Source organism: Kutzneria viridogrisea DSM 43870 (genome assembly GCF_000525635.1).
GTDB classification, from domain to species: Bacteria; Actinomycetota; Actinomycetes; order Mycobacteriales; family Pseudonocardiaceae; genus Kutzneria; species Kutzneria viridogrisea.
Genome location: NZ_CP007155.1, coordinates 2,093,994 through 2,120,846, shown reverse-complemented (window position 1 = coordinate 2,120,846; position 26,853 = coordinate 2,093,994). Strand labels below are relative to the sequence as shown.

Below are 26,853 nucleotides of genomic sequence, written 5' to 3'. Positions count from 1 at the left end.
CTGTGACCGGAACTCAGTGGAACGAGTCTCCACACGCGCAGGACCCGCCCGCGTTCGGGTTGTCGATCGTGAAGCCCTGCTTCTCGATGGTGTCGACGAAGTCGATCGTCGCGCCCTGCACGTACGGCGCGCTCATCCGGTCCACGGCGACCTCGATGCCGCCGAAGTCGCGCAGCAGGTCCCCGTCGAGCGAGCGCTCGTCGAAGAACAGCTGGTAGCGCAGACCGGCGCAGCCACCGGGCTGGACGGCGATGCGCAGGCGCATGTCGTCGCGGCCCTCCTGGTCCAGCAGCGCCTTGGCCTTGGCCGCGGCCGCGTCGGTGAGCGTGACGCCGTGGGTCTGCTCCTCGGTCTTGGTCGCCTCGGCGGCGGTCTCCTGGCTCATGACTCTCCTCGACGTCCTGCAAAGGGCATGTACACCTGTGGCAACACCGGTGCACGCGTGCGCATTCCCTCCCATGGTCGCACAACCTCGCGGCTCACCGGCGTGGCGTGCTGGACCACTGCCCCGCGACGTGCTCGGCGAGGCCGCGCAGGGTGCCCGCCGGGTCGTCCAGCGCGGCCCGCACGGAGCCGACGTGCTGGGCGACCGCGTAGGCCGCCTCGACGCCCACGGCCCCCATCTCGCGGCGGCCCACACTGACCTGACCTGCGAGGACGAGGCAGGGCACACCGCGCTCGGCGGCACCGGAGGCCACGGCGGTGACGAGCTTGCCCCGCAGTGACTGCCAGTCGAAGCTGCCCTCCCCGGTGACGGCCAGCTCGCAGTCGTCCAGCGCGGCGTCCAGCCCGGTGAGCTCGCGCACGAGCCCGGCGCCGGAGGTCAGCTCGGCGCCCAGCGCCAGCAGGCCCGCGCCGAGCCCACCGGCGGCACCGGCGCCCGGCAGGTTCCGCACGTCCCGGCCCGCGAGCTGGGCCAGTTCCCCGGCCCAGGCCGTCATGCGGGCTTCGAGTCGCCGCACCGCGTCCGGGTCGGCGCCCTTCTGCGGGCCGAACACGTGGGCGGCCCCGTGCGGCCCGAGCAGTGGGTTCTGCACGTCGGAGGCGGCGACCAGGCGCAGGCCGGGCCGTTGACGGCCCAGCGCGGCGATCATGCCCGCGCCCCCGTCGGTGCTGCCCGAGCCGCCCAGCCCGATGACGGCGGTGTGCACGCCCGCGGCCCGCACGGCGGCGAGCAGCTCGCCAACGCCCCGGGTGTCGGCGCGTTCCGGCTCGCGGCCACCGGTGAGGTGCAGGCCGCACGCCTGGGCCGACTCCACGTAACCGGTGCCCTCGTGTTCCAGCCAGGTGGCGGTGACCGGCTCGCCGAGCGGCCCGGTGACGACCAGCTCGTGCCGTTGGCCGCCCAGCGCGGTGTGCAGCACGTCCACGAACCCGGGGCCGCCGTCGGACAGCGGCCGGAGCAGGAGCTGGTCCGCGGGGGCCGCGGACCGCCAGCCCTCGGCCATGGCCTGGGCGGCCTCGCGGGCGGTCAGCGTGCCGCCGAAGCAGTCCGGAGCGAGCAGTACGCGCACGCTCGGGGAACCTACCGGCAGTGGCCGGGGACACCCTGTCCTACCCTGGACAGGTGAGGTTCTTGCGCCGCAACCAAGCCGACAGCACCACCACCGCCGAAGAAGGGGCGGTGGACATCGAGCCGTCGGCAGACGGGGCCAAGGGTCACACGCCGGGCAAGGGCAGGCCGACCCCCAAGCGCCGCGACGCCGAGGGCCGCAGGCGTGGCCCGGTTCCGCCGCCCCCGCGCACGTTCCGCGAGGCCAGGGCGCGCGGCACGCTGACCAAGGAGCAGCGCCGCCAGGAGGCCGCCGACCGCCGTCAGAAGATGATGGCCGGTGACGACCGCTACCTGATGCCCAAGGACCGGGGCCCGGCCAAGGCGCTGGCCCGCGACATCATCGACTCGCGGCGCAACCTGATGGGCCTGTTCCTGTTCATGGCCCTGGTGGTGCTGGCCACCTACCCGATCAACATCATCTGGCCGGAGCTGTACATCCAGTCCTACGTGATGCTGGCCTGCATCGCGTTCCTGCTGGCCATGGTGATCGAGGCGGTCATGCTGGGCCGGATCGTGGCCAGGAAGGTGCGGGAGAAGTACCCGGACGACCTGACCAGGACCACCTCCTTCATCTGGTACACGTTCACCCGCGCCAGCCAGGCCCGCAGGCTGCGGGTGCCCAAGCCGAGGGTGCGTGCCGGCGAGGCGGTCTGAACCACAATTCGTGAGCTGGGCTAACGAACTCGGACTAGGCTTCGGGCATGGAGTTCCGTCGTCTCGGCCGTAGCGGCCTCTCGGTCAGCGAGATCTCGTACGGCAACTGGATCACTCACGGCTCACAGGTCGAGGAAGACCGGGCCAAGGCTTGTGTGCACGCGGCGCTGGACGAGGGCATAACGACCTTCGACACCGCCGACGTGTACGCCAACACGGCGGCCGAGTCGGTGCTCGGCCGCGCCCTGGCCGGTCAGCGCCGGGAGAGCGTGGAGATCTTCACCAAGGTCTTCTGGCCCACCGGCCCGGGCGGTCCCAACGACAAGGGCCTGGGCCGCAAGCACATCATGGAGTCGGCCAACGCCTCGCTGCGCCGGCTGGGCACCGACTACGTGGACCTCTACCAGGCGCACCGCTTCGACCGGACCGTGCCGCTGGAGGAGACCTTCCTGGCCTTCTCCGACCTGGTCCGCCAGGGCAAGGTGCTCTACGTGGGCGTCTCGGAGTGGAACGCCGAGCAGATCGCCAGGGGCGCGGCCATCGCGCGTGAGCTGAACGTGCCGCTGATCTCCAACCAGCCCCAGTACTCGATGCTGTGGCGGGTCATCGAGTCCCAGGTGGTGCCCACCAGCGAGCGCGAGGGCATCAGCCAGATCGTCTGGTCCCCGATCGCCCAGGGCGTGCTGACCGGCAAGTACCTGCCCGGCCAGCCCGCGCCGGAGGGCTCGCGGGCCACCGACGAGAACGGCCGCAACTTCGTGTCCCGGTTCCTGCGCGACGACCTGCTGGAGAAGGTCCAGCAGCTCAAGCCGCTGGCCCAGGAGGCGGGGCTGAGCATGGCCCAGCTCGCGGTGGCCTGGGTGCTGCAGAACCCGAACGTGGCCTCGGCGATCATCGGCGCGACCCGCCCCGAGCAGGTCAGCGAGAACGTCAAGGCGGCCGGGGTGAAGCTGGAGCCCGAGCTGCTGGAGCGCATCGACAAGGTGCTCGAGGGCGTGGTGCAGGACGACCCGAGGCTGACCGTCAGCCCGTAGTCGCGAAGTCGGGAGGGCCGGTCCGCGCGGACCGGCCCTCCTCGTCATGCCGGGTCAGGCCAGTTCCTCCTTGCCGGACAACGCGGTCACGGCGCGTGCAGGCTCATCGGGCCGTAGATCACGTCCGCGCCCTCGAGCAGCGTGACCTGGTCGACGCCCGCGTCGGCCAGGTCCGAGAACTCGGCGCTGAGCCAGTCCTCGGCCTCCTGCCTGTCCTCGAACACCTCGTCGGGACCGGGCACCTCGTTGCCGTCGAGATCGCTGTACCGCCACCGGAACGCCATACCGGCAAAGGTAGCCTGACCACCTGTGCGATCAGTGCGGACACTCGTGCTCGGTGGCGCGCGGTCCGGCAAGTCCGCGCACGCCGAGGGACTCGTCTCGGCGGACGAGCAGGTCACCTACGTGGCCACCGGCAGGCGTGATCCCGGCGACGCCGCCTGGCAGGCCCGCATCGCGGCGCACGTCAGCCGCAGGCCCGCGCACTGGCGCACGGTGGAGGCAGGCGACCTGCCTCCCGTGCTGGCCGCGGCCACGGGAACGCTGCTGGTGGACGACATCGCGACCTGGCTGACCGGGGCCCTGGACGACACCGGGGCCTGGGACGGGGACCTGTCCGGGGCGCGGGCTCGCTGCGAGGAACTGGTCGCCGCCGTGCGGACCTGCCCGTCCAAGATCGTTCTGGTGTCCGCCGAGGTCGGGTTGGGCGTGGTGCCCGCGACCCCCTCTGGCAGGCTCTTCCGCGACGAGCTGGGCTCGCTCAACGCGAGGCTGGCCGAGGTGTGCGACGAGGTGCTGCTGCTCGTCGCCGGTGTCCCGCTGCGGCTTCGCTGAGAGGATTGCCTTGACCGAGATCGAGTTCCCCGCCGTCATGCCGCCGGACGCCGCTGCCCGGCGGGAAGCCGTGGCACGGCACGAGAAGCTCACCAAGCCAGCCGGTTCACTTGGCAGGCTGGAGGAGCTGGGCGTGTGGGTCGCGGCCTGCCAGAGCAGCTGCCCGCCCAAGCCGTTCGCGCGGCCCAGAGTCGTGGTGTTCGCGGGCGACCACGGCATCGCCAGGCACGGGGTCTCGGCCTACCCCAGCGAGGTCACCGGCCAGATGGTGGCCAACTTCCTCACCGGGGGCGCGGCGGTCAACGTGCTGGCCGGGGTCGCGGGCGCCACCGTGCGCGTGGTGGACCTGGCGGTGGACGCCGACACCCCGGAACGGGTCAGCGCGCACAAGGTGCGGCGTTCCAGCGGGTCCATCGACCGCGAGGACGCGCTCACCGAGGAACAGGTGCACGCCGCGCTGGTCGCGGGCAGGGCCATCGCCGACGAGGAGGTCGACGGCGGGGCCGACCTGCTGATCGCGGGCGACATGGGCATCGGCAACACCACCCCCGCCTCGGTGCTGATCGCCGCGCTGACCGGTGAGGAGCCGGTGGCCGTGGTGGGCAGGGGCACCGGCATCGACGACACCGCGTGGATGCGCAAGGCCGCCGCGATCCGCGACGCGCTGCGCAGGGCCCGCACCGTGATCAGTGACCCGGTCGCCCTGCTGCGCACCGCCGGTGGCGCCGACCTGGCCGCGATGGCCGGGTTCCTGGCGCAGGCCGCGATCCGCCGCACGCCGGTGCTGCTGGACGGGCTGGTCGTCGGCGCCGCCGCGCTGGTCGCCGAGGACCTCGCGCCCGGCGCCCGCGAGTGGTGGGTCGCCGGGCACCGCTCCGCCGAGCCCGCGCACGGCTTCGTGCTCAGCCACCTCGGGCTCACCCCGGTCGTCGAGTTCGGCATGCGCCTGGGCGAGGGCTCCGGCGCACTGGTCGCACTGCCCGTGCTGACCATGGCCACCAAGGTGCTCAGCGAGATGGCCACCTTCGAAGACGCCGGGGTGTCCACCGCCGAGGCCGAACTCACCTCCGGCCCCGTCGAGGAGTGATGCGCGGCCTGCGGCTGGCCCTGTCCTGGCTGACCGTGCTGCCGGTGCCCGCCCCCGAGGTGGACGGGCGCAGCGGGGCCCGGGCCATCAGCTGGGCGCCGGTGGTCGGACTGCTGCTCGGCGGGCTCGCTTCCGGGCTGTTGCTCGGGCTCGGCCTGCTCGGCGCCCCGCCACTGCTGGCCGGGCTGCTCGTGGTCGCCGCGCTGGCCCTGCTCACCCGGGGCATGCACCTGGACGGGCTGGCCGACACCGCCGACGGCCTCGGTTGCTACGGGCCGCCCGAACGCGCGCTGGCCGTCATGAAGGACGGTGGTGCGGGGCCCTTCGCCGTGGTCACGCTCATCCTCGTGCTCGGTGTGCAGGCCACCGGCATGTCCGCCGACCGCTGGGGCGCCCTGCTGCTCGCCGTCACCACCGGGCGGATCGCCTTCACCTGGTGCTGCCGCCGCGGGGTGCCCGCCGCCCGGCCGACCGGCCTCGGCGCGCTCGTCGCCGACACCCAGCCGCTGGCCGTACCCGTGTCCTGGACCCTGGCGGCTCTCGGTGGCGCCTGGTTAGCCGTACCCGGACACCCCTGGCTCGGCCCCGTCGCCGTGCTGCTCGCGACCGGCGTGCCGGTGCTGCTCGTCCACCACGTCCGGCGCCGCTTCGGCGGGGTCACCGGCGACGTGCTCGGCGCCGCCTGCGAACTCGGCACGACGGTGGTGCTGGTGGTGTGCTCGCTGGGTTAGCGCTACTTGTCAGACCCCCGGCCTAGCGTCGGGTGCATGACAGAGATCCGGCTGAGGCCGTGGGCAGCGCAGGACCTGCCGCTGCTGCGCGCGCAGAACACCGCGGAGATGACGGCTCACCTGGGCGGGCCGGAGGCGGAGAGCGCGCTGCTGGACCGACATCGCAGGTACCTGGACACGACCGAGCCGGGCCAGATGTACGTGGTGCTGCTCGACGAGGTGGCGGCGGGCGGGATCGGCTACTGGGAGAGGCAGTGGCGGGGCGAGCTGGTCTACGAGACCGGCTGGCATGTGCTGCCGGGGTTCCAGGGACGCGGCATCGCCTCGCGGGCGGCCGCGCAGGTGGCCCGGTTGGCGGCGGCCGAGGGCGTGCACCGGGAACTGCACGCGTTCCCGCCGGTGACCAACGGAGCCTCGATCGCCGTGTGCCGGAAGGCGGGGTTCAGCCTGCGCGGGGAGTGCGACTTCGAATACCCGAAGGGCACCTGGATCCGTTGCGAGGACTGGTGGTTGCCGCTGACGCGTGCCCCTCAGGGACCTGCGGGGCACGCGTCATGACGGCATCAGCCCAGCGGGACCATCCAGCCGTGCTTGTCGGCGACGACCCCGCGCTGCAGGCCGGTGAGGGTCTCCCGCAGCTTCATGGTCACCTCGCCCGCCTGGCCGCCGCCGATGGCGAACTCGCCCCCGGCGTGCTTGGCGCTGCCCACGGGGGTGATCACGGCGGCCGTGCCGCAGGCGAACACCTCGGTCAGCTCACCGGTCTCGGCCTTCTTCTCCCACTCCTCGGTGGAGATCTTGCGCTCCTCCACGGCGTAGCCGAGGTCGCTGGCCAGCCGCAACAGGGAGTCGCGGGTGATGCCGGGCAGCAGGGCGCCGGACAGCTCGGGCGTGACCACCTTGGCGCCCGCGCCGGAGCCGAGCACGAAGAACAGGTTCATCCCGCCCATCTCCTCGACCCAGTGCCGCTCCACGGCGTCCAGCCAGACGACCTGGTCACAGCCCTGCGCGGCGGCCTGGGCCTGGGCCTGCAGCGAGGCGGCGTAGTTGCCAGCGCACTTGGCGGCGCCGGTGCCACCGGGCGCGGCGCGCACGTACTCGGTGCACAGCCACACGCTCACCGGCTTGAGGCCACCGGAGAAGTAGGACCCGGCGGGCGAGGCGATCAGCGTGTACAGGTACTCCTTCGCGGGCCGCACCCCCAGCCCCTTCTCGGTGGAGATCATGAACGGCCGCAGGTAGAGCGACTCCTCCTGCTGGGTGGGCACCCACCGGCCGTCCACGGCCAGCAGTTCCCGCAGCGAGCCGAGGAACAGCTCGTCGGGCAGTTCGGGCATCGCGAGCCTGCGCGCGGAGGCGCGGAAGCGCTCAGCGTTGGCCTCGGGGCGGAACGAGGCGATGGAGCCGTCGGCGTGGCGGTAAGCCTTGAGCCCCTCGAAGATCGCCTGTCCGTAGTGCAGCACCATGGCCGCCGGATCGAGCTCCAGCGTCTGGTAAGGCCGCACGGTGGCGTCGTGCCAACCCTGCTCCGTGTTCCAGCTGACCGTCACCATGTGGTCGGTGAAGTGCTGTCCGAAGCCCGGCTTGGCCAGTACCTCGGCCACCCGCTCCGGGGTCGCCGGGTTGGGGTGCGGGGTACGGGTGAACAAGCTGCCTGGCGTCATGCGCTCAGGCTAACCCCTCACCGGCCAGCAGAAAATCGTCATCCCGAGGATCGGACGTCCAACCATCTCATCGAGCTACCACCCGGTGGCGGGCAGCGTCGGCGCAGGCCAGGACGGGTCGGGCCGGAAGTCGCACCAGGTGCCGTCGAAGGGGAACCGGGCCGCCTCGGCCAGCGCGATCAGCCGCTCCCCCTCCGCGCGCAGCTGCGCGAGGTGCTCGGCGGTCATCCGCCCGGCGTCCACCGAGGCGTCGGCCTCGTCCTCGTCCTTCCACTCCCACCGGCGGTCCGGCTCGACCCACACGTCCAGCGCGCCGTCCACCCGGTCCACAGTGGACTCACCGCGGCCCAGCGGGATCTCCAGGTTCACGTACCAGCCGAGGAACTCGCCCGCCGAGTCGAAGAACCACCAGGTGCTGGACCACTCGTTGTCGTCGACCACCCGCAGGGTGGAGGTGCGCCGCCAGGTGTCCGGGAAGCGCTTGCGGGGCGTGGTGAACCGGACCTCCAGCGGCAGGTCCCTGGGGTCGGTGCCGTCCTCCAGCCGGGTGCCGACGATCGGCGTGTCCCTGGGCAGCCAGCCGACCAGCCGCTGACCGTCGTCGGAGAGCACGCGCAGCGGGTGGACCTGGCCCAGCGAGCCGTCGAGCCGGCAGAACCGCAGCAGCGCGGTGTCCCCCTCGGTCCAGATCACCGGACGTGCGATTCGACGAAGGGCGGCTTCACGACCTCGCAGCGCAGCGAACGGCCGCGCACGTCGAGCACCAGCTCGGTCCCCGGGGGCACCGCGCCGTCCAGCAGGGCCAGCGCGATCCCGGTCCGCAGCGTGGGCGAGAACGTGCCGGAGGTGGTCTCGCCGATCCTGCCGCCGCCCGTGTCCAGCACCGCCATGCCCGCCCTGGGCACACCCCGGTCCAGTGCGCGCAGCCCGTGCAGGCGCCGCGCGGGCCCGTTCTCCTTCTCCGCGCGCAACGCCTCGTGCCCCCAGAACCCCGGCTTCTTCCAGCCCACGGCCCAGCCCGCACCGGCCTGCACCGGGCTGATCTCCAGCGAGAGGTCCTGGCCGTGCAGGGGGTAGCCCATCTCGGTGCGCAGCGTGTCCCGCGCGCCGAGCCCGCACGGCTTGCCGCCCAGCGGTTCGGCGGCGGCCAGCAGGGCGTGCCACAGCGCGGTCGTGTCGGCCCAGCGCGGCAACAGCTCGTAGCCGTGCTCCCCGGTGTAGCCGGTGCGGCACACGCGGACCGGGGTACCGGCGAAGCTCGCGTCGGCGAAGGCCATGTACTCCAGCTCGGTGGGCAGGCCGAGCGCGGCGAGGACCTCAGCCGAACGCGGGCCCTGCACGGCCAGCACCCCGTGCTCGCGGTGCTGGTCGGTGACGGTGATCCCGGCGGGTGCCTGGGCGGCGAGCAGCTCGCAGACCCGCGCGGTGTTGGCCGCGTTGGGCACCAGGAACACCTCCTCGGCGCCCACCAGGTAGGCGATCAGGTCGTCCACCACGCCGCCGGACTCGGTGCAGCACAAGGTGTACTGCGCCTTGCCGGGTGCGATGCGGCCCAGGTCGTTGGTCAGCGCGGAGTTGACGAACTCGGCGGCGCCCGGCCCGGCGACCAGGGCCTTGCCCAGGTGCGACACGTCGAAGACGCCGACGGACTCGCGCACCGTTGTGTGCTCGGCGACGACACCGCCCTCGGCGTACTGGATGGGCATCTGCCAGCCGCCGAACGGGGCGAACGTGGCCTTCAGCTCGGTGTGGGCGGCGTGCAGCGGGCTCAGCAGCAACGAGGTGTCCGTCACGCCACGCGACGGTACAGGCCCAGGGCGCCCGCACCGAGGAGAACCGCCAGCACGGTGACGCCGAGATAGGTGGGCGCCATGGTCATGCCCAGCAGCACCGACAGGCCGAGCCCGAAACAGGCGCTGCGCATCGGCCAGGTGCGGTCCTCCTTGAGCAGGATCCGGGCCGCGGCGTTGGTGAAGGCGTAGTAGGCGAGCATCGCGCAGGCGGCGAACCCGATCGCGTCGGGCGTGCCGACCAGCAGGACCAGCACGGCGACGAGGGCGCCGCAGACCCAGCCGGAGACCCGGGCCGAACGCAGCGGGCCGGGCAGGTCCCCGTCGGCGGCCACGGCCGACACGGTGCGGCGCAGGCTGGACAGGACGAGCAGCAGGGAGGTCACGGCAGCCACGGCGGCACCGGCCACCACCAGCGGCCCGAGCCAGGCCCCGTCGGCGGCGACCACGGCCTCGCGCAGTGGCACGCGGGACAGCGCGAGCCTGGTCGGCCCGAGCTGGCGCAGCAGGGCACCGCCGACGGTCAGGTAGCAGGCCAGCACGACCAGCAGCAGCACCGGGATCGCCACGTGCAACCTGCGCGCGGAGTGGCTTGGCTCGTCCAGGTCGGGCGCGGTGATCCGCTCGAAACCCAGGTAGGCGAACAGCATCGTGCCCGCGGCGGGCAACAGCCCCCGGGGGTCGTCGGCGTCAGGCGCGTTCACGACCTCGGGCGCGGGCACGGCGAAGCAGGTCGCCACGACCAGCGCCAGCACGACCAACACGACCAGGACCGCGATCCAGCTCAGCCGCGTGCTCAGCTTGACCCCGGTGACCTCCAGCGCGACGGCCACCGCCAGCACCCCGAGCGCGCCCAGCAGCGGCCGGTCCGGGGTCACGTAGGCGCCGAAGGTGCCCGCGACGGCAGCCGCGGCGGCGGCCCGGCCGGCGATCGAGGCGCTGCCCGCCATCCGTCCCGGCCAGCGTCCGAGCTGGCGCGCGGCGTACCGGTAACCGGCGCCCGACCCGGGGTAGGCGCGGGACTGGTCGGCGGTGGAGAAGGCGCTGCACAGGGCGAGCAGCCCGGCCACGACCACACCGACGAGCAGGTAGCCGCCCGCGGCGGCGGAGGCGGGGGCGAGCCCGGCGAACAGACCGGCCCCGAGCGTGCCGCACAGCCCGGTGACCACAATGCCGGGAACCGACAGGTCCGTTCGGACCATTCGCGTCACCCTCACCACATTGTCAGACACGGACTGTGCGGCACAGCCACCTGTCGCGTGACACCTGAGCAGAAGTAGTTAGCATCGGTCACCGTTCTCAATAACCGTCGAGGAGCTACCGTGACCGCGCCGAAGCTAGCACTGACAGAGAGTGACCTCGTTGGCCTGGCGGCCGACGCAGTGGTCATCGGCACCCTCCAGGGAACCGGTGGGGTCACCCTGGCTCCGGGAGCCGAGGCCGTCGCGGCGGCGTTCGACGGCGGCCTGCCCAAGCTGCTGGAGCTGCTGGGTGCCACCGGCAAGGCCGAGGAGGTCGTCCGGGTGCCCGCGGGCGACAAGCTGGCCACCGATCTGCTGATCGCGGTGGGCCTGGGCAAGCCGGAGGCAGAGGGCGAGGTCACCGCCGAGCAGGTGCGCCGCGCCGCGGGCGCCTCGGGCCGGGCCGTCGCCGGGCTGAAGAAGGTGGCCTCCGCGCTGTCCGCGCTGGACCTGGGTGCCGCCGTGGAGGGCACGGTGCTGGGCGCCTACACCTTCACCCAGTACAAGTCCGACGCGGGCAAGGCCCCGGTCGGCAAGGTGGAGTTCCTCGCCGCGGGCGGGGCCACCAAGGAGCACAAGGCCGCGCTCAAGGCGCACACCGCCATCGCCGAGGCCGTGGCCACCGCGCGCGACTTCGTCAACACCCCGCCGAACGACCTGTTCCCGGGCAGCTTCGCGGACCGGGCCGCCGAGCTGGGCAAGGCCGCGGGCCTGGAGGTCGAGGTCCTGGACGAGAAGGCCCTGCGCAAGGAGGGCTACGGCGGCGTGCTCGGCGTGGGCGGCGGCTCGGAGCGCCAGCCGCGCCTGGTCCGGCTGCGCTACGTGGGCCCGAAGGCGCGCAGGAAGGTCGCGCTGGTCGGCAAGGGCATCACCTTCGACACCGGCGGCATCTCGATCAAGCCGGCCGCGGGCATGGAGGAGATGAGCTCGGACATGGGCGGCGCGGCGGCGGTCATCGCCACCGTGGTGCTCGCGGCCAAGCTGAAGTACCCGCTGGAGGTCGTGGCCACCGTGCCGATGGCCGAGAACATGCCCTCCGGTGCGGCCTACCGCCCCGGTGACGTGCTGACCATGTTCGGCGGCAAGACGGTGGAGGTGCTCAACACCGACGCCGAGGGCAGGCTGATCCTGGCCGACGCGATCGTGCGGGCCTGCCAGGACGACCCGGACTACCTGATCGAGACCTCCACGCTGACCGGCGCCCAGGTCGTGGCGCTGGGCAAGCGGACCTCGGGCGTCATGGGCTCCGAGGAGTTCCGCGACCGGGTCGCCGAGCTCGGCAGCGCGGTGGGCGAGAACTCCTGGGCGATGCCGCTGCCCGAGGAGCTGCGGGCGGACCTGGACTCGCGGCTGGCGGACCTGGCCAACATCACCGGCCACCGCTTCGGCGGCATGCTCGCCGCCGGGGTGTTCCTGCGCGAGTTCGTGGCCGAGGGCGTGCAGTGGGCGCACATCGACGTCGCGGGCCCGGCGTTCAACTCCGGTGGGGCGCACGGCTACACCAGCAAGGGCGGGACCGGGGTCCCGGTGCGCACGATGGCCGCCGTGCTGGCCGACATCGCCGCGAACGACTGAGCTGACGACAGGACACCCCGTGGGACGCGGTCCGCCGCGTCCCACGGGGGAAGTCCTACTCGGCGATCCTGGTGCGGCCCGTCCAGCCGTAGAGCGGCACCGACCCCTCGCCCAGCTGCCGGTTCACACCGGTGTACCGGAAGTGTTCGTAGCCGTTTCCGCGGTGGAATTTCAACACGTGATCCAGGTTGTCGACGTGCTGCACCGCGTCGATTTCCTGAGAATCGACCGGCCCACCTGAGAGCAGTACCCTGATCGTTTCCACTGTGCTGACTCCTCGCGCTCAGGAAACGGTGTTCTCGCTGTGATCCGTTTCACTTGCACGATCGAGATTAAAGACGGGTGAACGGGGCCACAACCCCTAGAGGACCCCTGAAGCACCCCCTGCCCAGACTTGTATACAGCTGGCATACTGGCTGCATGCGATCACACGGATACCAGGTCGAAGTGGTCTGGACGGGCAACACCGGCAGCGGGACGGCCTCGCCACGCGGCTACGAACGGGCGCACGAGGTGCGCGTTCCCGGCAAGCCGGTGCTGCTCGGATCCTCGGACCCGGCCTTCCGGGGCGATCCCGGCAGGCACAACCCGGAGGACCTGCTGGTGGCCTCGCTGTCCCAGTGCCACATGCTGTGGTTCCTCGGGCTGGCCGCGGCCGAGGGCGTGGTCGTCACGGCCTACACCGACCGGGCGGTGGGCACGATGGTCGAGCAGGCCGACGGCAGCGGCCGGTTCACCGAGGTCGTGCTGCACCCCGAGGTGGTCTCGGACGCGAATGCGGAACAACTCGCACGGCTGCACGAAACCGCGCACAACAAGTGCTTCATCGCCAACTCGGTGAATTTCCCGGTCCGCCTCGGATAACCGGTATCCTCGGCCCCGTGCGGATGTTGCCGGAACCCGAGGTCGACGAGATCGAGCTGCCCGCGGTCCTGTTCGCGCTCAGCGACCCGTTCCGCCTGGCGATCGTGTCCGCGCTGCGCGACGGCGGGGAGCGGCCCTCGGGCGAACTGGCCGGGGACACGCCCAAGTCCACGCACAGCCACCACCTGCGCACCTTGCGCGAGGCCGGGGTCACCCGAACCCGCCAGGTCGGTACCCGGTGCATGATCTCGCTGCGCGCCGACGCACTCCACGCGCGCTTCCCCGGACTGCTCGACGCCGTGCTGACGGCCACCCCCGTCACCGCCTGACCCCAAACACACCGCGTGTCGGCGCTTCCCGGCCCGCGTGTCGGCGCTTCCGGGCGGCGTGTCCGCGCTTGACGGCATGTTTCCCAGATCACGGGATTTCGCACCGGAAATGCGAACACACCGCGTCGGAACGTCCGACACGCGATACCGGAAGCGCCGACACGCGGCGCCACACCGTGAGCCGGTCAGTCCTCGGTGCGGCGGCGCTCGGCCTTGAGCCGCGCGGTGTACTCGCGCATGCGCTTGGGGTAGCCGATCCGTGACACCTCGTAGACCGGGATGCCGAGCTTGCGGCCCAGACGGAACGCGCCCTCCACCCCGTCGATGCGGCGGCGGGTCCACTCCCCGTCGTGAGCGACCAACACCACAGTGGTCTCGGTCACCGTGGTCTTGGGCTCCACATACCCCTCGACCCCGCGCCGGGTCCCGGCCCAGGCCTCCAGGTGGGCGGTGTCCTGGGAACTCGACGTCCTGGTCGTGCCGGCACGCCCCGTCCTGCGGAAACGATCGAACAAGCCCACAGCGGCCTCCTCCAGCGCTCCTCCAGGGTAGATCCTGCCAGCAGCGACCTCGTCTGGGTGTGAAACCGGGCAGTTCCCTCCCCCGGTCGGGGCAAGCGCGGCCACGTGGTGACAAGATGGGTAAGAGATCGCGCGCGCACACGCGCGACACATGCAGACCCGAATTGCCACTGTTGCCAGTCGAGGAGAACCCGTGACCGACACCTCCGCCGACCTTGTGATCCTGGGCGGCGGCTCGGGCGGATACGCCTGTGCCTTCCGCGCCGCTGAGCTCGGCCTGTCCGTGATCCTGGTCGAGAAGGACAAGCTCGGGGGCACCTGCCTCCACCGCGGGTGCATCCCGACCAAGGCCCTGTTGCACGCCGCCGAGATCGCCGACGTCGCCCGCGAGGGTGACAAGTTCGGCGTGAAGAGCGCGCTGGAGGGCATCGACATCGCCGGCGTGAACTCCTACAAGGACACCATCGTCGCCGGGCTCTACAAGGGCGTGCAGGGTCTGTTCAAGGCCCACAAGGTCACCGTCGTGGAGGGCGCGGGCACCGTCGTCGGCCCGAACACCGTCGAGGTGAACGGCCAGCGCTACACCGGCAAGAACCTGGTGCTGGCCACCGGTTCCTACGCCAAGAGCCTGCCCGGCCTGGAGATCGGCGGCCGGATCATCACCAGCGACCAGGCGCTGAACCTGGACTACGTGCCGGAGAAGGTCGTCGTGCTGGGCGGCGGCGTGATCGGCGTGGAGTTCGCCAGCGTGTGGGCCTCCTTCGGCGCCGAGGTGACCATCGTCGAGGCCCTGCCCCGCCTGGTGCCCGCCGAGGACGAGTGGGCCTCCAAGCAGCTGGAGCGTGCCTTCCGCAAGCGCGGCATCAAGTTCAAGACCGGCGTGCGCTTCACCGGCGCGACGCAGACCGAGACCGGCGTGACCGTCAGCGTGGAGACCGGCGAGCAGTTCGAGGCCGACCTGCTGCTGGTGGCCGTCGGCCGCGGCCCGAACACCGCGGGCCACGGCTACGAGAACATCGGCCTTGCCATGGACCGCGGCTTCGTGCTGACCGACGAGCGGCTGCGCACCAACGTGCCCGGCGTGTACGCCGTCGGCGACATCGTGCCCGGCCTCCAGCTGGCGCACCGCGGTTTCCAGCAGGGCATCTTCGTGGCCGAGGACATCGCGGGCCGCAACCCGAGGGTCATCGACGAGGCGGGCATCCCGCGCGTCACGTACTGCAACCCCGAGGTCGCCTCGGTCGGCCTGACCGAGGCCGCCGCCAAGGAGAAGTACGGCTCGGCCGAGACCTACGTGCTCAGCCTGGCCGCCAACGGCAAGTCGCAGATCCTGAAGACCTCCGGCGGGGTGAAGCTGGTCAAGTCCCCGGAGGGCTCCGTGGTCGGCGTGACCCTGGTCGGCGAGCGGGTCGGCGAGCTGATCGGCGAGGCCCAGTTGATCTACAACTGGGAGGCCACCGCCGAGGACGTCGCGCCGCTGATCCACGCACACCCCACCCAGAACGAAGCCCTCGGCGAGGCGTTCCTCGCCCTGGCCGGCAAGCCGCTGCACGTGCACGGCTGACACGTCGGCACAAGTCAGCCACGCGAGCAACGAGCACGAGGAGTCAGAAAACCCATGGCCTTCTCCGTCCAGATGCCGGCACTCGGCGAGAGTGTCACGGAGGGCACCGTCACCCGCTGGCTCAAGCAGGAGGGTGAGCAGGTCGAGGTCGACGAGCCCTTGCTGGAGGTCTCCACCGACAAGGTGGACACCGAGATCCCGTCCCCCGCGGCGGGCGTCCTGCAGAAGATCGTCGTCCAGGAGGACGAGACCGTCGAGGTCGGCGCCGAGCTGGCGCTGATCGGCGACGGTGCCGCCCCCGCCGCACCGGCCCCGGCCCCCGCACCGGCACCGCAGGCCGCCGCCCCGGCCCCGGCCCCGGTTCAGGCCCCGGCGCCCGCCGCCGCGCCCGCTCCGGCTCCGGCCCCGGCCGCGCCCTCCGGTCCCGCCGAGGGCACCGAGATCACCATGCCCGCGCTCGGTGAGAGCGTCACCGAGGGCACCGTCACCCGCTGGCTCAAGCAGGTCGGCGACAAGGTGGAGGTGGACGAGCCGCTGCTGGAGGTCTCCACCGACAAGGTGGACACCGAGATCCCCAGCCCCGCGGCGGGCGTTCTGCTGGAGATCACCGCGGGCGAGGATGAGACCGTCGAGGTCGGCGGCAAGCTGGCCGTGATCGGCTCCGGCGCCCCCGCCCAGGCCGCTGCTCCCGCACCTGCCCCGGCACCGGCTCCGGCCGCCGCCCCGGCACCTGCCCCCGCTCCGGCACCGGCCCCGCAGGCCGCTGCCCCGGCTCCCGCCCCGGCACCGGCTCCCGCCCCGCAGGCGGCTGCCCCGGCTCCGGCCGCCGAGGAGGAGTCGGCCAACGGCGCGCCGTACGTCACTCCGCTGGTGCGCAAGCTGGCCTCGGAGAACAAGATCGACCTGAACTCGGTGAAGGGCACCGGGGTCGGTGGCCGCATCCGCAAGCAGGACGTCATCGCCGCCGTGGAGGCCGCCAAGGCCCCCGCTCCGGCACCGGTCGCCGCTGCCGCCCCGGCTCCGGCCGCGGCCAGCTCGGCCCCGTCGGCCCCCGTGGCCCCGTCCGCCGAGGCCGCGGCGCTGCGCGGCACCACGCAGAAGATGACGCGCATCCGGCAGACCATCGCCAAGCGCATGGTGGAGTCGCTGCACGTCTCCGCGCAGCTCACCACCGTGGTCGAGGTGGACATCACCCGCATCGCGCGGCTGCGCGACCGGGCGAAGCGGGCCTTCGAGGCGCGGGAGGGCGTGAAGCTGTCCTTCCTGCCGTTCTTCGCCAAGGCGGCCGTCGAGGCGCTCAAGCAGCACCCGCAGCTCAACGCCTCCATCAGCGACGAGACGATGGAGGTCACCTACCACGGTGCCGAGCACCTGAGCATCGCGGTGGACTCGCCGCGCGGCCTGATGGTGCCGGTGATCCACAACGCCGGTGACCTGAACATCGCCGGGCTGGCCCGCAAGATCGCCGACCTGGCCGAGCGCACCCGCGGCAACAAGATCAAGCCCGACGAGCTGTCCGGCGGCACGTTCACGCTGACCAACACCGGCAGCCGGGGCGCGCTGTTCGACACGCCGATCCTGAACCAGCCGCAGGTCGGCATGCTCGGCACGGGTGCGGTCGTCAAGCGCCCGGTCGTGGTGGCCGACGAGGCGGGCGGCGACACCATCGCCATCCGCTCCATGGTGTTCCTGGCCCTGTCCTACGACCACCGCCTGGTGGACGGCGCGGACGCGGCCCGCTTCCTCACCACGGTCAAGCACCGCCTCGAGGAAGGCGCTTTCGAGGCCGACCTGGGCCTGTAAGCACATGCCATGAAAGTGCCGTATGAGACATCTGATGTCTCATACGGCACTTTCGCGTCACACCCTGTTGTGCGGGGCCCGGGGTGGTGCACCACGATCAGTACATGCGAGTGGTGATCGCGGGCTCCTCGGGCCTGATCGGTACGGCCCTGGTGCTGGCGCTGCGACAGGCCGGGCACGAGGTGGTCCGCCTGGTGCGCAGGCGGCCGAACGCCCCCGACGAGCGGTTCTGGGACCCGCCGGCCGGTGAGCTGGCCGAGGGCGCGCTGGACGGTGCGGACGCGGTGGTGAACCTGTGCGGCACGGGCATCGCCGACAAGCGGTGGAGCCAGGCCCGCAAGCAGGCCCTGCTCGACTCGCGTACCGAGCCGACCGAGGTGCTGGCCGCCGCCGTGCTGGAACACGGGGTTCCGGTGCTGGTCAGCGGTTCGGCCGTGGGCTACTACGGGGACTGCGGCGCGCGGGTCGTCGACGAGTCCTCCCCTTCGGGCAAGGGTTTCCTGGCCGAGCTGTGCCGCGAGTGGGAGGCCGCCGCCTCGCCCGCCGCGCAGAACCGCCTGGTGCTGCTGCGCACCGGGCTGGTGCTGTCCGAGTCCGGTGGGCTGCTGGGCAAGCTGCGCCCACTTTTCTCCTTGCTGCTGGGCGGCAAGCTCGGTGACGGCAGGCAGTACATGCCGTGGATCTCCCTGGACGACCACGTCGCCGCGATCCGCTTCGCCCTGGAGCACGAGCAGATCAGCGGGCCGCTCAACCTGACCGGGCCCACGCCGGTGAGCAACGCCGAGTTCACCCGCGAACTGGGCGCGGCGCTGGGCAGGCCCGCGCCGTGGGCCGTGCCCGGTTTCGCCATGCGCGCGGTGCTCGGTGAGCTGGCCGACGAGGCGCTGCTGTCCGGCCAGCGCGCGGTGCCCGCGGCCCTGCTGGCCCAGGGCTTCACCTTCCAGCACGAGACGCTGGCCACGGCCCTGGCGGAGGTTGTCGGAGCTCAGGCGTAGTGTCGACAGACGTGAGCCGAGCAGACACCTCCTGCCGCGCCTGGGCCGAACCGGTGCAGGTGCGCGACCTGGGCACCATCGACTACCTCGAGGCCTGGGAACTGCAGCGGGAACTGGCGCACGCGCGTGCCGAGGGCACCGGCCCGGACACGCTGCTGCTGCTGGAGCACCCGTCCACCTACACCGCCGGCAAGCGCACCGAGCCCGAGGACCGCCCGCAGGACGGCACCCCGGTGATCGACGTGGACCGCGGCGGCAAGATCACCTGGCACGGGCCCGGCCAGCTGGTGGGCTATCCCATCGTGCAGCTGTCCGACCCGGTGGACGTGGTCGACTACGTGCGGCGCATCGAGCAGGCGCTGATCCACGTGTGCGACCAGCTGGGACTGGCCACCGGCCGGGTGGACGGTCGCAGCGGGGTGTGGCTGGCCGCCACCGAGTCCCGGCCGGAGCGCAAGATCGCCGCGATCGGCATCCGCGTGCAGCGCGGGGTCACCATGCACGGCCTGGAGATCAACTGCAACGCCGACCTGGCCGCCTTCGACAAGATCGTGCCCTGCGGCATCCGCGACGCCGGGGTCACCTCGCTGTCGCTGGAGCTGGGCCGCGAGGTGACTGTGGCTGAGGTACAGCCGCTCGTGCGGGAGGCGGTGCTCGCCGCACTGGAGGGCAGCCTCCAGGTCAGCGAGCGCTTCATCCCGCGCGAGGGCGGCCCGCAGGCCGCCGGGGTCACCTTCGCCCTCCAGGGCTGATCAGACCGCCTGCGGCACCAGTTCCGACGTGGTCCAACCAGCACCGCGTGTCGGCGTCTCGTGGCGTGCGTGTCGGCGGGCGCCGACACGCCGCACCGGTGCGGGCGGGTCAGCGGTGGCGCCGCCGGGACCGGCCGGTGGACTCCTCGGCTGCCACGGCGGCCTCGGGTTTGCGCAGGCCCTCGATCACCCGGATGGTGGACCGGATCACGTCCTCACTGGTGCGGCGCGGGTCGGCCGCGCTGGCGATCATCGAGGCCCCCGCGGACAGCGCCCCGTAGAGCAGGCGGGCGGTGACCTCCAGCGGCAGCTCGTCGATCTCCCCGGTCTCGATCAGCGCCTGCACCGTGGAGCGGATCATGCCGAAGCTGAAGTGCTCCTCGGCCTCCCGCCAGCGGGCCCAGCCCATCACCACGGGGGCCTCGTGCACCACGATGCGCTGGAACGAGGGGTCCAGGCAGACCCGCACGTAGCCGCGTAGCCCGGCCATGGCCACCTCCCACGGGTGACCGGGACCGCTCACGATCTCGCCGAGCCGGCTCATCGCCTTGGTCTCCACGGCGTCGAAGGCGGCCTCGAACAGGGCCTGCTTACCGCTGAAGTGGTGGTAGAGGGCGCCCTTGGTCACCCGCGCCCGCTTGGCGACCTCGTCCAGGGACGTGCCCGCGTAGCCGCGCTTGGTGAACAGTTCCACGGCGCTGTCCACCAGGGCGTCCCTGGTGGATTCGGAGTACTCGAGTCGTCTGGACCGCACTGTCGCCACGCTCACAACTGTAACGACATACCGCCGGTACGTACCCATGGTATGTTGTGCGTGTTGGACCGTACCGAGGGTATGCCGAAGACTGAAGGTATGACCCCGGTCACGAGGGAGGAGGTAGCCATGAGCTGGAACGACTTCTACCGCCGGCGTGACGTGATCGACGCGACGCTGCGGCAGGCCCGTCGCAATCCTGACGGCGCCGTGGCCTTCGAGGAGATCCCGCACGCCGCCGAGGTGTTCACCGGCACCGAGGAACTGCTGGCGGCACTGCACTACAAGTGGACGCAGCTGCTGACCGGCCACATCGGCCTGGCCCTGTCGGCCGCCGAGCAGAGCCCGAACGCGGACCGGGTCGAGGCCGTCGCCTCGGCGTGGCGCCGCGCGGCGAACGAGAACCAGGCCCTGCGCCGGGTGCTCGAGGCCAACGCGGGGCCCGCACTGGACGCCGCGAACGCCCGTGAGCAGCGCATGCTCGCCCTGTCGGCCGGGCTGGCCGAACTGACCGAGCCCGCCGAGGAGATCGAGCGCATCGGCGCGGCGTTCCTGGCCCTGGTGCACAGCACCCCGGCCGCCCCGAGCAGGACCACCGGCAAGCGCGGACTGGCCCGGCTGCTGGGCTGAATCCCCGGACTGAGCTGGGACGCACGCTCCAACGAGGGGGCGTGTGACCCCGCACACCCGACCGGCCAGCGTAAGGTAATCGTGTGACTGTGGTGCCCGAGGGTCGGAAGCTGCTGCGGCTGGAGATCCGCAACAGTCAGACACCGATCGAGAAGAAGCCCTCCTGGATCAAGACCCGCGCCAAGATGGGCCCCGAGTTCCGGGAGCTCAAGGGCCTGGTCAAGCGCGAGGGCCTGCACACGGTGTGCGAAGAGGCCGGTTGTCCCAACATCTACGAGTGCTGGGAAGACCGCGAGGCCACCTTCCTCATCGGCGGCGACCAGTGCACCCGGCGCTGCGACTTCTGCCAGATCGACACCGGCAAGCCCGCGGAGTTCGACCGCGAGGAGCCCCGTCGGGTGGCCGAGTCGGTGCAGGCGATGGGCCTGCGCTACTCCACCGTCACCGGGGTGGCCCGCGACGACCTGCCCGACGGCGGCGCCTGGCTGTACGCCGAGACCGTGCGCCAGATCCACACGCTCAACCCGGGCACCGGCGTGGAGCTGCTGATCCCCGACTTCAACGCGGAGCCGGGCCAGCTCGCCGAGGTGTTCTCTTCGCGCCCCGAGGTGCTCGCGCACAACCTGGAGACGGTGCCGCGCATCTTCAAGCGCATCCGGCCCGCGTTCCGCTACGAGCGCTCGCTGAAGGTCATCACGATGGCCCGCGAGGCCGGGCTGGTCACCAAGTCCAACCTGATCCTGGGCATGGGCGAGACCCCCGAAGAGGTCACCGAGGCGCTACGCGACCTGCACGAGGCGGGCTGCGAGATCATCACGATCACCCAGTACCTGCGGCCCAGCCCGCGCCACCACCCGGTGGAGCGCTGGGTCAAGCCCGAGGAGTTCGTCGCGCACTCCAAGGACGCCGAGGAGATCGGCTTCTCCGGGGTGATGGCCGGTCCGCTGGTGCGCTCCTCGTACCGCGCTGGTCGGCTCTACGCCCAGGCCGTGCAGCGGCGTGGCGAGCAGCTGCCGGAGAACCTACGGCACCTGTTGCAGGCCGGTTCGGCGGCCCAGGAGGCCAGCTCCCTGCTCGCCCCGCGCTGACCCACTACGAGGACAGGAGCTGCGCCACCACCTGGCGCAGCTCCTTCGTCGTTGTCGGACCCGTTGAGCACCAGGCGATGTAGCCGTCCGGCCGGACCAGCACCGTCTTGTCCCCGTAGGGGATCTCGGTGAATCCCGGCCCAATCTTGTCCACTGTGGACACACCGCCGCCGAGCCACACGTGCGGCGCCCGGTGTCCGACCTGGACGGTCGGCACGTAGCCTTCGGTCGGGAGCCGAGGCTGCTCGCCGTACACCGCCCCCAGCAGCAACTCATCGTCAATGCGGTAGCCGCCACGGGCCCTGCTGTTCGCCAGCGAGATGTCGATCACCTGACGGGCGATCGGACGCCGCTCCGCTTCGTAGCCCTCCAGCAACGCGGGCTCCGCCCAGCCGGAGGTGACCGCGGCCAGCCGCCACGCCAGGTTCGCCACGTCCCCGATCCCGGTGTTCATGCCATGGCCGCCGGTCGGCGGGATCGTGTGCGCCGCGTCCCCCGCCAGCAGCACTCGCCCGCGCCGGTAGGCCGCCGCGAGCTGTGCGTCCATGCGCCAGGTCATCGTGTCGCGGATCGTCACCGGCAGGTCCGGGATGCCCGCCGCCCCGCGCACCAGTTCCACGAGGTCACCCGGCTCGGGACCCAACGGGTACTGGTAGATCCAGTGCCGGTCGTTGTCCACCGCGAGGAAGCCGCCCACCGCCGGTGGCGTCAGGAAGTACGAGGCGCTGGCCCGGTCGGCCACCACCTCGCCCAGCGGCGCCTCGAAGCGGACGCTCAGGTAGCGCCCCAACCCGGTCGGCCCCACCATCTCGATGCCCGCCGCCGCCCGCACCCCGCTGGCCGCTCCGTCACAGCCCACCAGCCAGTCCGCTTCGAGGCGCCGCCCATCGGTGAGCACTGCTCGCAAGCCAGTGCGGTGCTCACTGAACTCCGCGAGCCGTGCGCCGAACCAGCCCTCCGCATGGCGGCGCAGGATCGGTTCCAGTGCGTCCTGCGCGCAGACCAGCCCTGGCGACGGGGTGTTCCGCTGCTCCGTCGGTGTTGTGCCCGTTCGCGTGTAGTCCGGGTCCACCAGGCTCCGCCCCCGGTAGAAGTGCACGCTTGAGGCTGGTAGGCCCGCCGCACGGATCTCCGCTTCCAGGCCGCAGCGGCGGAACGTCTCCATCGAACTCGCCGCCACACCGCGCGCCTTCGGGTGCGCTGAGGGCTGCTCACGCGCTTCCAGCAGCACGTGGTCCACACCGTGCCACTTGAGCAGGATCGACAGGGTCAACCCCACCGGCCCGCCACCCACGATCAGGACCGCAGTCCGTTTCACTTCACCACCCCCGTAACGCCAAACTTCCAGTTTGACGTTACCACGCGCGGTGAGCGCGCCACGACCGCCGCGAAGGTGGCTTTCACTGCGCTGAACGCAGCGAATGGTCCTTTCGCGGCGTGTTTCGGCGGCGCCAGGAGGGTGGCCTTTATGACGTTGGGCGTCTCGAACGGCACCTTCGTGACACGGGCGCGGGGCGAGCGGGCAGCCCGCTTGCGGTGCGGCACCGCCGCGAAGGTGGCCTTCGTGGCGCGCGGCGCGTGTCTCCACGCCGTAACGAATGTGCCCTTTGAGACGTTCAACGTCCCGAACGGCACCTTCCTGGCGTCCGCGCGCGCCGTAACGGCAAACAACAACATGGGCGTTACGATCACGGGGTGAACCCCCGGGGCCTGTACTTCCTGGTCGAGTTGGCGAACTCCCCCGCCGCCTCGACGGACGAGCTGAGGGCGCTGTTGCGCAAGCACGGCGACACAGGGCCCGAGCTGACGGAGTTCGGCGCGGACAGGTTGCGCCAAGCGGCGAGCGAACTGGTGGCCCTGCTGTCGTTGCGGGACGAGGACGAGATCGCGGCGGGCATCAACGCACTGCTGGACAGGTACGGCACGCGCCCACACCTGGTGCGCATGCCGGGGCGTCCGTGGTCGATGCACGCCAAGGAACCCTCGACCACGGACCGGGCGGAGTGGTTACTGTCCACGGCAGCTCTGGCCCTGGGCCTGTGGATGAGCGATCGCGGCTACCCGGCGTGGGGGTCCTGCGCTGCACCGGACTGCGGTCGGTTCTTCGTGGACACCGGACGTCGTGCCCGCCAGGTGTACTGCTCGACGCGCTGCGGGACGCGGGTCAGGGTCGCCGCCCACCGGGAAAAGCGCCAGGACGGCTGATCAGCCGGTGACCAGTTCACCGACCCGCACGCCGTCGAGCTCGCGGACGAAGTCGGCGCCGAAGGCCGTGGAGGGCGTGTGCGCGCCGGGGGCCACCTCGCCGGCGAGCAGGTGGCCGACGGCGCGCAGCACGGCGTCGGCGGTGAGCGAATAACCGTTGGGCCCGCTCAGTGTGAGCGAGGCCCGCTTGCCTTCGGCGTCGCGGACCTCTCCCCACACCTCGCTGCGGCTGGACTGCCTGGCCTGCTGGCTGGGACCGGGCAGCAGGCTGATGACCCGCTTGGCAACGGCCTGGCTGACGGGCAGTCGCAGCAACGGGGCGAGCAGGCCCTGTGCGGTCCCCGCGGCGGAGGGCAACGCCGTGTAGGTGACGATGTTGGGGATCCCGGTGGAGCGGTAGGCGGTGCTGACGTCGCCCCACGGGATGGACGCGACCGAGCGCGGCCTGCTCGGGAACTCGGCGACCAGTCGTCGGCTGCCGACCGGGTCGGGCCGCAACTGGCCGTCGACGCGGACCCGGCCGCCGGAGGCCATGCCCTCCACGGAACTCTTGAGCGTGCCGGGGCTGATGCCGCCGCCGACCAGGAACGCGAGGTCCAGGTGGGTCGCGGTGGGCAGCGCCTTGGCCAGCAGCGCGGCGATGCCGTCGGTGGGCACCACGTCGAACCCGGCACCGGGCAGCAGCACCACGCCCGCCTGCTCGGCCTCCCCGGCGCGGGCGAAGACCTGCTCGAACACGTCGATCTCGCCGGTGATGTCCACGTAGTGCGTGCCGGTGGCCAGGCAGGCGTCGACAACGGGCCGCGCGGTGGCCGAGAACGGGCCCGCGCAGTGCACGACCAAGTCCACATCGGACAGTGCCGCGCGCAGACCGGCCGGGTCGGTCAGGTCCGCGATCCGCTGCGGCAGACCGAGTTCGGCCGCCAGCGGGGCGATCTTCCGCGCCGAACGCCCGGCCAGCAGCGGTTGTTCACCGCGCTGCACGGCCAGGCGCGCGACCAGTTCTCCGGTGTAACCGTTCGCGCCATACACCATCCACGCCATACCGCGAGTATGGCACCGGCCTCTGTGTCATGAAAGTGCCGTTTGAGACACCAGATGTCTCAAACGGCACTTTCATGACATCTCTAGGGGGCGGTGGCGCGGAGGATGGCGAGGCCGGGGGTGCCGAGGGTGCGGACCTTGGTGTTGGTGATCACGGCCCAGGCGGTGTTACCGCTGGGCGTGGCGGCGACGGCGATGGCCACGGTCTGCCCGCCGGCGAGCGCGGTGGGCAGGGCGTAGTTGGTCCAGGCGTGGCCGTTCCACCGGTCGAGCGAGCCGAAGGTGGGGCGGGGGCTGCCCGACGGCGGGTAGGTGCGGCCCGCGGCCCACAGGTTGCCGCTGGGGTCCCCGCTGATCGAGTCCACGCTGCGGCGCTTGCTCGGGTCGGTGGGGATGGCGGGCAGCGTGGTCCAGGCACCGCCGCTGCGCTGGGCGATCTCGCGCGCGGCGACGGTCCACACGCGGCTGCCGCTGACGGACAGGCTCTCCGCGTCGAACAGCCCGGCGGGCGAGCGGTCGGTCCAGCCGTGGCCGTCCCAGTGCTGGACGGCGGCGACCAGGTCCGTGCCGGTGCCGATGGTCTTCCAGCCGCTGGCCCACACGTCGTTCGGGGCGGTGGCGGAGATCGCGGTGAAGTAGAGCCGACTCGTGCCGCCCGCGGGCACGGGCACGGTGGCCCAGGCGTGGCCGTCGTAGTGCAGCACGAGCGGGGTGGGGTCGTCGAAGGTGCGACCGCCGACGGCCCACACGTCCTTGGGGCCGGAGGCGGACACCGAGTTGAGGAAGCCGTCGGCGAAGCCGGGCACGCTCACCTCGGTGACGCCGTGGCTGGACCCGTGCACGATCACGGGCTGTACCACGGAGTTGCGGCTGCCCACGGCCCACACCTCGTCGGCGGCGACCGCGCTGACCGAGGCCAGGTAGCCATCCGTGCTCGGCGCGGGCACGAGGCTCCAGGCGTGGCCGTCCCAGCGTTCGACCAGGGCGCCGGTGGGTGTGGCGCCGACGACCCAGGCGTGGTTCTCACCGAAGGTGGTGACAGCACTGAGCGTGCTGCCCTCGGGCAGTGCCGGTGAGGGCACGACGCGGAAGCTCGGGCCGGGACCGGCACCGGCCGTCGGGCCGGTCACCCCCAGCGCGGTTGCGGCTCCCACCACGGCGACAACGAGCAGGCGGCCGATCCGGCCGGACGCGGCAGATCCCATTGGGACACCATGACAAATCGGGACAGGTCCGGACAGGAGCGCAAGGGCAGCCGGGAAGTGCGTTCGAGCAGAGCTCAGTCGCGGGGGCCGAACCAGCCGCAGGTCCGCTCGGGGTCGAGAACGGCGTTGCGGCGCAAGGACAACGGCGGGTGGCTGACCTGAGCCCACAAGCGCAGCAACGGGTTCGCGGTGCGCAGCCGACCGAAGGTCTCAATGGCGGCTACGGCCGACCGCTGTCCGGCGCAACGGCTGCCGATCCGATCGCAGTCCAGTTCCCGCGACCAGGTGTAGGTGGTGGCAAGCCCCAGCACGGCGAGTACACCGACCGCCCAGCCCGCGGGCGGCAGCACCCACACGGTCAGCGCGAGCGTGGTGACCAGGTAGACGGCCACCACGGTCTGCCGCAGGCTGTCGTGCCTGGCGACGTGGCCGAGTTCGTGCGCCACCACGAAAGTAGTGGCAAGTGGGACCTGTTCCAGCAGCCCGTCGTTGAGCAGGACCACGGCGTGCCTGCCCGCGCGGTAGGAGCGGCCGACGGCCCGGGTGCCGACCCGCACCCGGACGTCGGGGATGCCCGCCAGCGCGACCCCGGCCGCCAGTTGCGGTGCCAGCAGCGCGGGCCGCAAAGCCCTGCTGCGGCACACCTGGCGCAGCCGGGCGAGCCGGATGATCACCGCGAGCGCGAGCAGGGCCATCGGCACGTCCACCGCGAAACCCAGTACCCGCAGGGCTTGCGCCCCGGATAGCCAGGCCAGCAGCGCCGCCGCGGCCAGGTAGGTCAGGCTGACGGCGAGCAGCCAGCGGACGAGCTGCCCGTCCTTGGGCAGCGCGGCGCCGACCACCTGTTCGTCAGCCGGTACCGGCTGTTCCTCCACCGTCGCCACTCCGGCAGCGTACTTCCGTTCGGACTAAAACAGCCTCCGCGACCAAGACG

Annotated in this window: 31 protein-coding genes; 16 read left to right on the top strand and 15 right to left on the bottom strand. The window is 71.9% G+C overall.

The annotated features are described in order from the left end of the window. Positions 1-13: 13 nt before the first annotated feature. On the bottom strand, positions 14-385 hold the full coding sequence (locus KALB_RS09645; protein WP_025355513.1) for a HesB/IscA family protein: 372 nt from the start codon (positions 383-385) through the stop codon (positions 14-16). Between the two features lie 94 nt (positions 386-479). Next, entirely contained in the window at positions 480-1,514 is a 1,035-nt protein-coding gene (locus KALB_RS09640; RefSeq protein ID WP_025355512.1) for a glycerate kinase family protein, read from the bottom strand. 53 nt (positions 1,515-1,567) lie between these two features. On the opposite strand from KALB_RS09640, the gene KALB_RS09635 reads away from it, so the two are divergent. Beyond that, the gene (locus KALB_RS09635; RefSeq protein ID WP_025355511.1) at positions 1,568-2,209 is read left to right on the top strand and encodes a DUF3043 domain-containing protein; all 642 of its coding nucleotides are present in this window, start codon (positions 1,568-1,570) and stop codon (positions 2,207-2,209) included. 47 nt (positions 2,210-2,256) lie between these two features. Next, positions 2,257-3,243 carry an aldo/keto reductase family protein gene (locus KALB_RS09630; RefSeq protein WP_025355510.1) on the top strand — a complete coding sequence of 329 codons (987 nt, stop codon included), beginning with the start codon at positions 2,257-2,259 and terminating at the stop codon, positions 3,241-3,243. A gap of 86 nt (positions 3,244-3,329) precedes the next feature. Here the strand turns inward: KALB_RS09630 and KALB_RS09625 are convergent, their stop codons facing one another. Then, entirely contained in the window at positions 3,330-3,527 is a 198-nt protein-coding gene (locus KALB_RS09625; protein WP_025355509.1) for a hypothetical protein, read from the bottom strand. 25 nt (positions 3,528-3,552) lie between these two features. Between KALB_RS09625 and cobU the strand changes: the two genes are divergently transcribed. Genes cobU through KALB_RS09605 form a run of 4 tightly spaced genes read left to right on the top strand, consistent with a single transcriptional unit; the run spans position 3,553 to position 6,453 of the window. Next, on the top strand, positions 3,553-4,077 hold the full coding sequence (gene cobU / locus KALB_RS09620; RefSeq protein ID WP_025355508.1) for a bifunctional adenosylcobinamide kinase/adenosylcobinamide-phosphate guanylyltransferase: 525 nt from the start codon (positions 3,553-3,555) through the stop codon (positions 4,075-4,077). Positions 4,078-4,087: 10 nt separating this feature from the next. Beyond that, positions 4,088-5,164, top strand: a complete 1,077-nt coding sequence (gene cobT, locus KALB_RS09615; RefSeq protein ID WP_025355507.1) for a nicotinate-nucleotide--dimethylbenzimidazole phosphoribosyltransferase — start codon at positions 4,088-4,090, stop codon at positions 5,162-5,164. Then, positions 5,164-5,895, top strand: a complete 732-nt coding sequence (locus KALB_RS09610) for an adenosylcobinamide-GDP ribazoletransferase (protein ID WP_025355506.1) — start codon at positions 5,164-5,166, stop codon at positions 5,893-5,895. The genes cobT and KALB_RS09610 overlap by 1 nt, the downstream gene beginning before the upstream one ends. Before the next feature lie 36 nt (positions 5,896-5,931). Continuing rightward, entirely contained in the window at positions 5,932-6,453 is a 522-nt protein-coding gene (locus KALB_RS09605; RefSeq protein ID WP_025355505.1) for a GNAT family N-acetyltransferase, read from the top strand. Positions 6,454-6,458: 5 nt separating this feature from the next. On the opposite strand, the gene KALB_RS09600 is transcribed toward KALB_RS09605, so the two are convergent. The 4 genes from KALB_RS09600 to KALB_RS09585 form a co-directional block, all read right to left on the bottom strand. After that, positions 6,459-7,559 (bottom strand): branched-chain amino acid aminotransferase, encoded by a 1,101-nt coding sequence (locus KALB_RS09600; RefSeq protein ID WP_025355504.1) that lies wholly within the window; start codon positions 7,557-7,559, stop codon positions 6,459-6,461. 75 nt (positions 7,560-7,634) lie between these two features. After that, positions 7,635-8,252, bottom strand: coding sequence for a ribonuclease FAU-1 family protein (locus KALB_RS09595; RefSeq protein WP_030109262.1), 618 nt, complete (start codon positions 8,250-8,252; stop codon positions 7,635-7,637). Beyond that, on the bottom strand, positions 8,249-9,352 hold the full coding sequence (gene gcvT, locus KALB_RS09590) for a glycine cleavage system aminomethyltransferase GcvT (protein ID WP_025355502.1): 1,104 nt from the start codon (positions 9,350-9,352) through the stop codon (positions 8,249-8,251). Before gcvT ends, KALB_RS09595 begins: the two co-directional genes overlap by 4 nt. Further along, a complete protein-coding gene (locus KALB_RS09585) occupies positions 9,349-10,551 on the bottom strand; it encodes an APC family permease (protein WP_025355501.1) in 1,203 nt (400 codons plus the stop codon). Before KALB_RS09585 ends, gcvT begins: the two co-directional genes overlap by 4 nt. Positions 10,552-10,671: 120 nt before the next feature. Between KALB_RS09585 and KALB_RS09580 the strand changes: the two genes are divergently transcribed. Next, positions 10,672-12,165 carry a leucyl aminopeptidase gene (locus KALB_RS09580; RefSeq protein ID WP_025355500.1) on the top strand — a complete coding sequence of 498 codons (1,494 nt, stop codon included), beginning with the start codon at positions 10,672-10,674 and terminating at the stop codon, positions 12,163-12,165. Positions 12,166-12,220: 55 nt separating this feature from the next. Here the strand turns inward: KALB_RS09580 and KALB_RS09575 are convergent, their stop codons facing one another. Next, a complete protein-coding gene (locus KALB_RS09575) occupies positions 12,221-12,430 on the bottom strand; it encodes a DUF5988 family protein (protein ID WP_025355499.1) in 210 nt (69 codons plus the stop codon). 155 nt (positions 12,431-12,585) lie between these two features. Here KALB_RS09575 and KALB_RS09570 point away from each other — a divergent pair, with 155 nt between their 5' ends. Both KALB_RS09570 and KALB_RS09565 read left to right on the top strand, forming a co-directional pair. Beyond that, on the top strand, positions 12,586-13,029 hold the full coding sequence (locus KALB_RS09570) for an OsmC family protein (RefSeq protein ID WP_030109045.1): 444 nt from the start codon (positions 12,586-12,588) through the stop codon (positions 13,027-13,029). 23 nt (positions 13,030-13,052) lie between these two features. Further along, positions 13,053-13,358 carry an ArsR/SmtB family transcription factor gene (locus KALB_RS09565; RefSeq protein ID WP_035969490.1) on the top strand — a complete coding sequence of 102 codons (306 nt, stop codon included), beginning with the start codon at positions 13,053-13,055 and terminating at the stop codon, positions 13,356-13,358. Between the two features lie 185 nt (positions 13,359-13,543). On the opposite strand, the gene KALB_RS09560 is transcribed toward KALB_RS09565, so the two are convergent. Continuing rightward, a complete protein-coding gene (locus KALB_RS09560; RefSeq protein WP_025355497.1) occupies positions 13,544-13,879 on the bottom strand; it encodes a hypothetical protein in 336 nt (111 codons plus the stop codon). Between the two features lie 193 nt (positions 13,880-14,072). Between KALB_RS09560 and lpdA the strand changes: the two genes are divergently transcribed. The 4 genes from lpdA (at position 14,073) to lipB (ending at position 18,993) form a co-directional block, all read left to right on the top strand. Beyond that, entirely contained in the window at positions 14,073-15,443 is a 1,371-nt protein-coding gene (gene lpdA, locus KALB_RS09555; RefSeq protein WP_025355496.1) for a dihydrolipoyl dehydrogenase, read from the top strand. Between the two features lie 54 nt (positions 15,444-15,497). Continuing rightward, complete coding sequence (gene sucB, locus KALB_RS09550) at positions 15,498-17,246, top strand: 2-oxoglutarate dehydrogenase, E2 component, dihydrolipoamide succinyltransferase (RefSeq protein WP_025355495.1); 1,749 nt, start codon at positions 15,498-15,500, stop codon at positions 17,244-17,246. Positions 17,247-17,350: 104 nt separating this feature from the next. Next, the gene (locus tag KALB_RS09545) at positions 17,351-18,241 is read left to right on the top strand and encodes a TIGR01777 family oxidoreductase (protein ID WP_025355494.1); all 891 of its coding nucleotides are present in this window, start codon (positions 17,351-17,353) and stop codon (positions 18,239-18,241) included. 11 nt (positions 18,242-18,252) lie between these two features. Further along, complete coding sequence (lipB, locus tag KALB_RS09540) at positions 18,253-18,993, top strand: lipoyl(octanoyl) transferase LipB (protein ID WP_025355493.1); 741 nt, start codon at positions 18,253-18,255, stop codon at positions 18,991-18,993. 109 nt (positions 18,994-19,102) lie between these two features. Here lipB and KALB_RS09535 read toward each other — a convergent pair whose 3' ends face one another. Further along, positions 19,103-19,747, bottom strand: a complete 645-nt coding sequence (locus KALB_RS09535) for a TetR/AcrR family transcriptional regulator (protein ID WP_025355492.1) — start codon at positions 19,745-19,747, stop codon at positions 19,103-19,105. Positions 19,748-19,876: 129 nt separating this feature from the next. Between KALB_RS09535 and KALB_RS09530 the strand changes: the two genes are divergently transcribed. Together KALB_RS09530 and lipA are read left to right on the top strand one after the other, a co-directional pair. Further along, positions 19,877-20,377, top strand: a complete 501-nt coding sequence (locus KALB_RS09530; protein WP_025355491.1) for a hypothetical protein — start codon at positions 19,877-19,879, stop codon at positions 20,375-20,377. An 83-nt stretch (positions 20,378-20,460) separates the two neighbouring features. Then, complete coding sequence (lipA, locus tag KALB_RS09525) at positions 20,461-21,465, top strand: lipoyl synthase (protein ID WP_025355490.1); 1,005 nt, start codon at positions 20,461-20,463, stop codon at positions 21,463-21,465. A gap of 4 nt (positions 21,466-21,469) precedes the next feature. Here lipA and KALB_RS09520 read toward each other — a convergent pair whose 3' ends face one another. Both KALB_RS09520 and KALB_RS47515 read right to left on the bottom strand, forming a co-directional pair. Next, on the bottom strand, positions 21,470-22,783 hold the full coding sequence (locus KALB_RS09520) for an FAD-dependent monooxygenase (protein ID WP_025355489.1): 1,314 nt from the start codon (positions 22,781-22,783) through the stop codon (positions 21,470-21,472). Further along, a complete protein-coding gene (locus KALB_RS47515) occupies positions 22,780-23,142 on the bottom strand; it encodes a hypothetical protein (protein ID WP_158510731.1) in 363 nt (120 codons plus the stop codon). The genes KALB_RS09520 and KALB_RS47515 overlap by 4 nt, the downstream gene beginning before the upstream one ends. An 18-nt stretch (positions 23,143-23,160) precedes the next feature. Here KALB_RS47515 and KALB_RS09510 point away from each other — a divergent pair, with 18 nt between their 5' ends. After that, positions 23,161-23,670, top strand: a complete 510-nt coding sequence (locus tag KALB_RS09510) for a CGNR zinc finger domain-containing protein (RefSeq protein WP_025355487.1) — start codon at positions 23,161-23,163, stop codon at positions 23,668-23,670. Here KALB_RS09510 and KALB_RS09505 read toward each other — a convergent pair whose 3' ends face one another. The 3 genes from KALB_RS09505 to KALB_RS09495 all read right to left on the bottom strand — a co-directional run bounded on the left by KALB_RS09505 (position 23,671) and on the right by KALB_RS09495 (position 26,803). Beyond that, positions 23,671-24,714: a saccharopine dehydrogenase family protein gene (locus KALB_RS09505; RefSeq protein ID WP_025355486.1), complete on the bottom strand. Its 1,044-nt coding sequence runs from the start codon at positions 24,712-24,714 to the stop codon at positions 23,671-23,673. 83 nt (positions 24,715-24,797) lie between these two features. Next, positions 24,798-25,919, bottom strand: coding sequence for a hypothetical protein (locus tag KALB_RS09500; protein WP_025355485.1), 1,122 nt, complete (start codon positions 25,917-25,919; stop codon positions 24,798-24,800). A 74-nt stretch (positions 25,920-25,993) separates the two neighbouring features. Then, positions 25,994-26,803, bottom strand: coding sequence for a M48 family metalloprotease (locus tag KALB_RS09495; protein ID WP_025355484.1), 810 nt, complete (start codon positions 26,801-26,803; stop codon positions 25,994-25,996). Positions 26,804-26,853 lie beyond the last annotated feature (50 nt).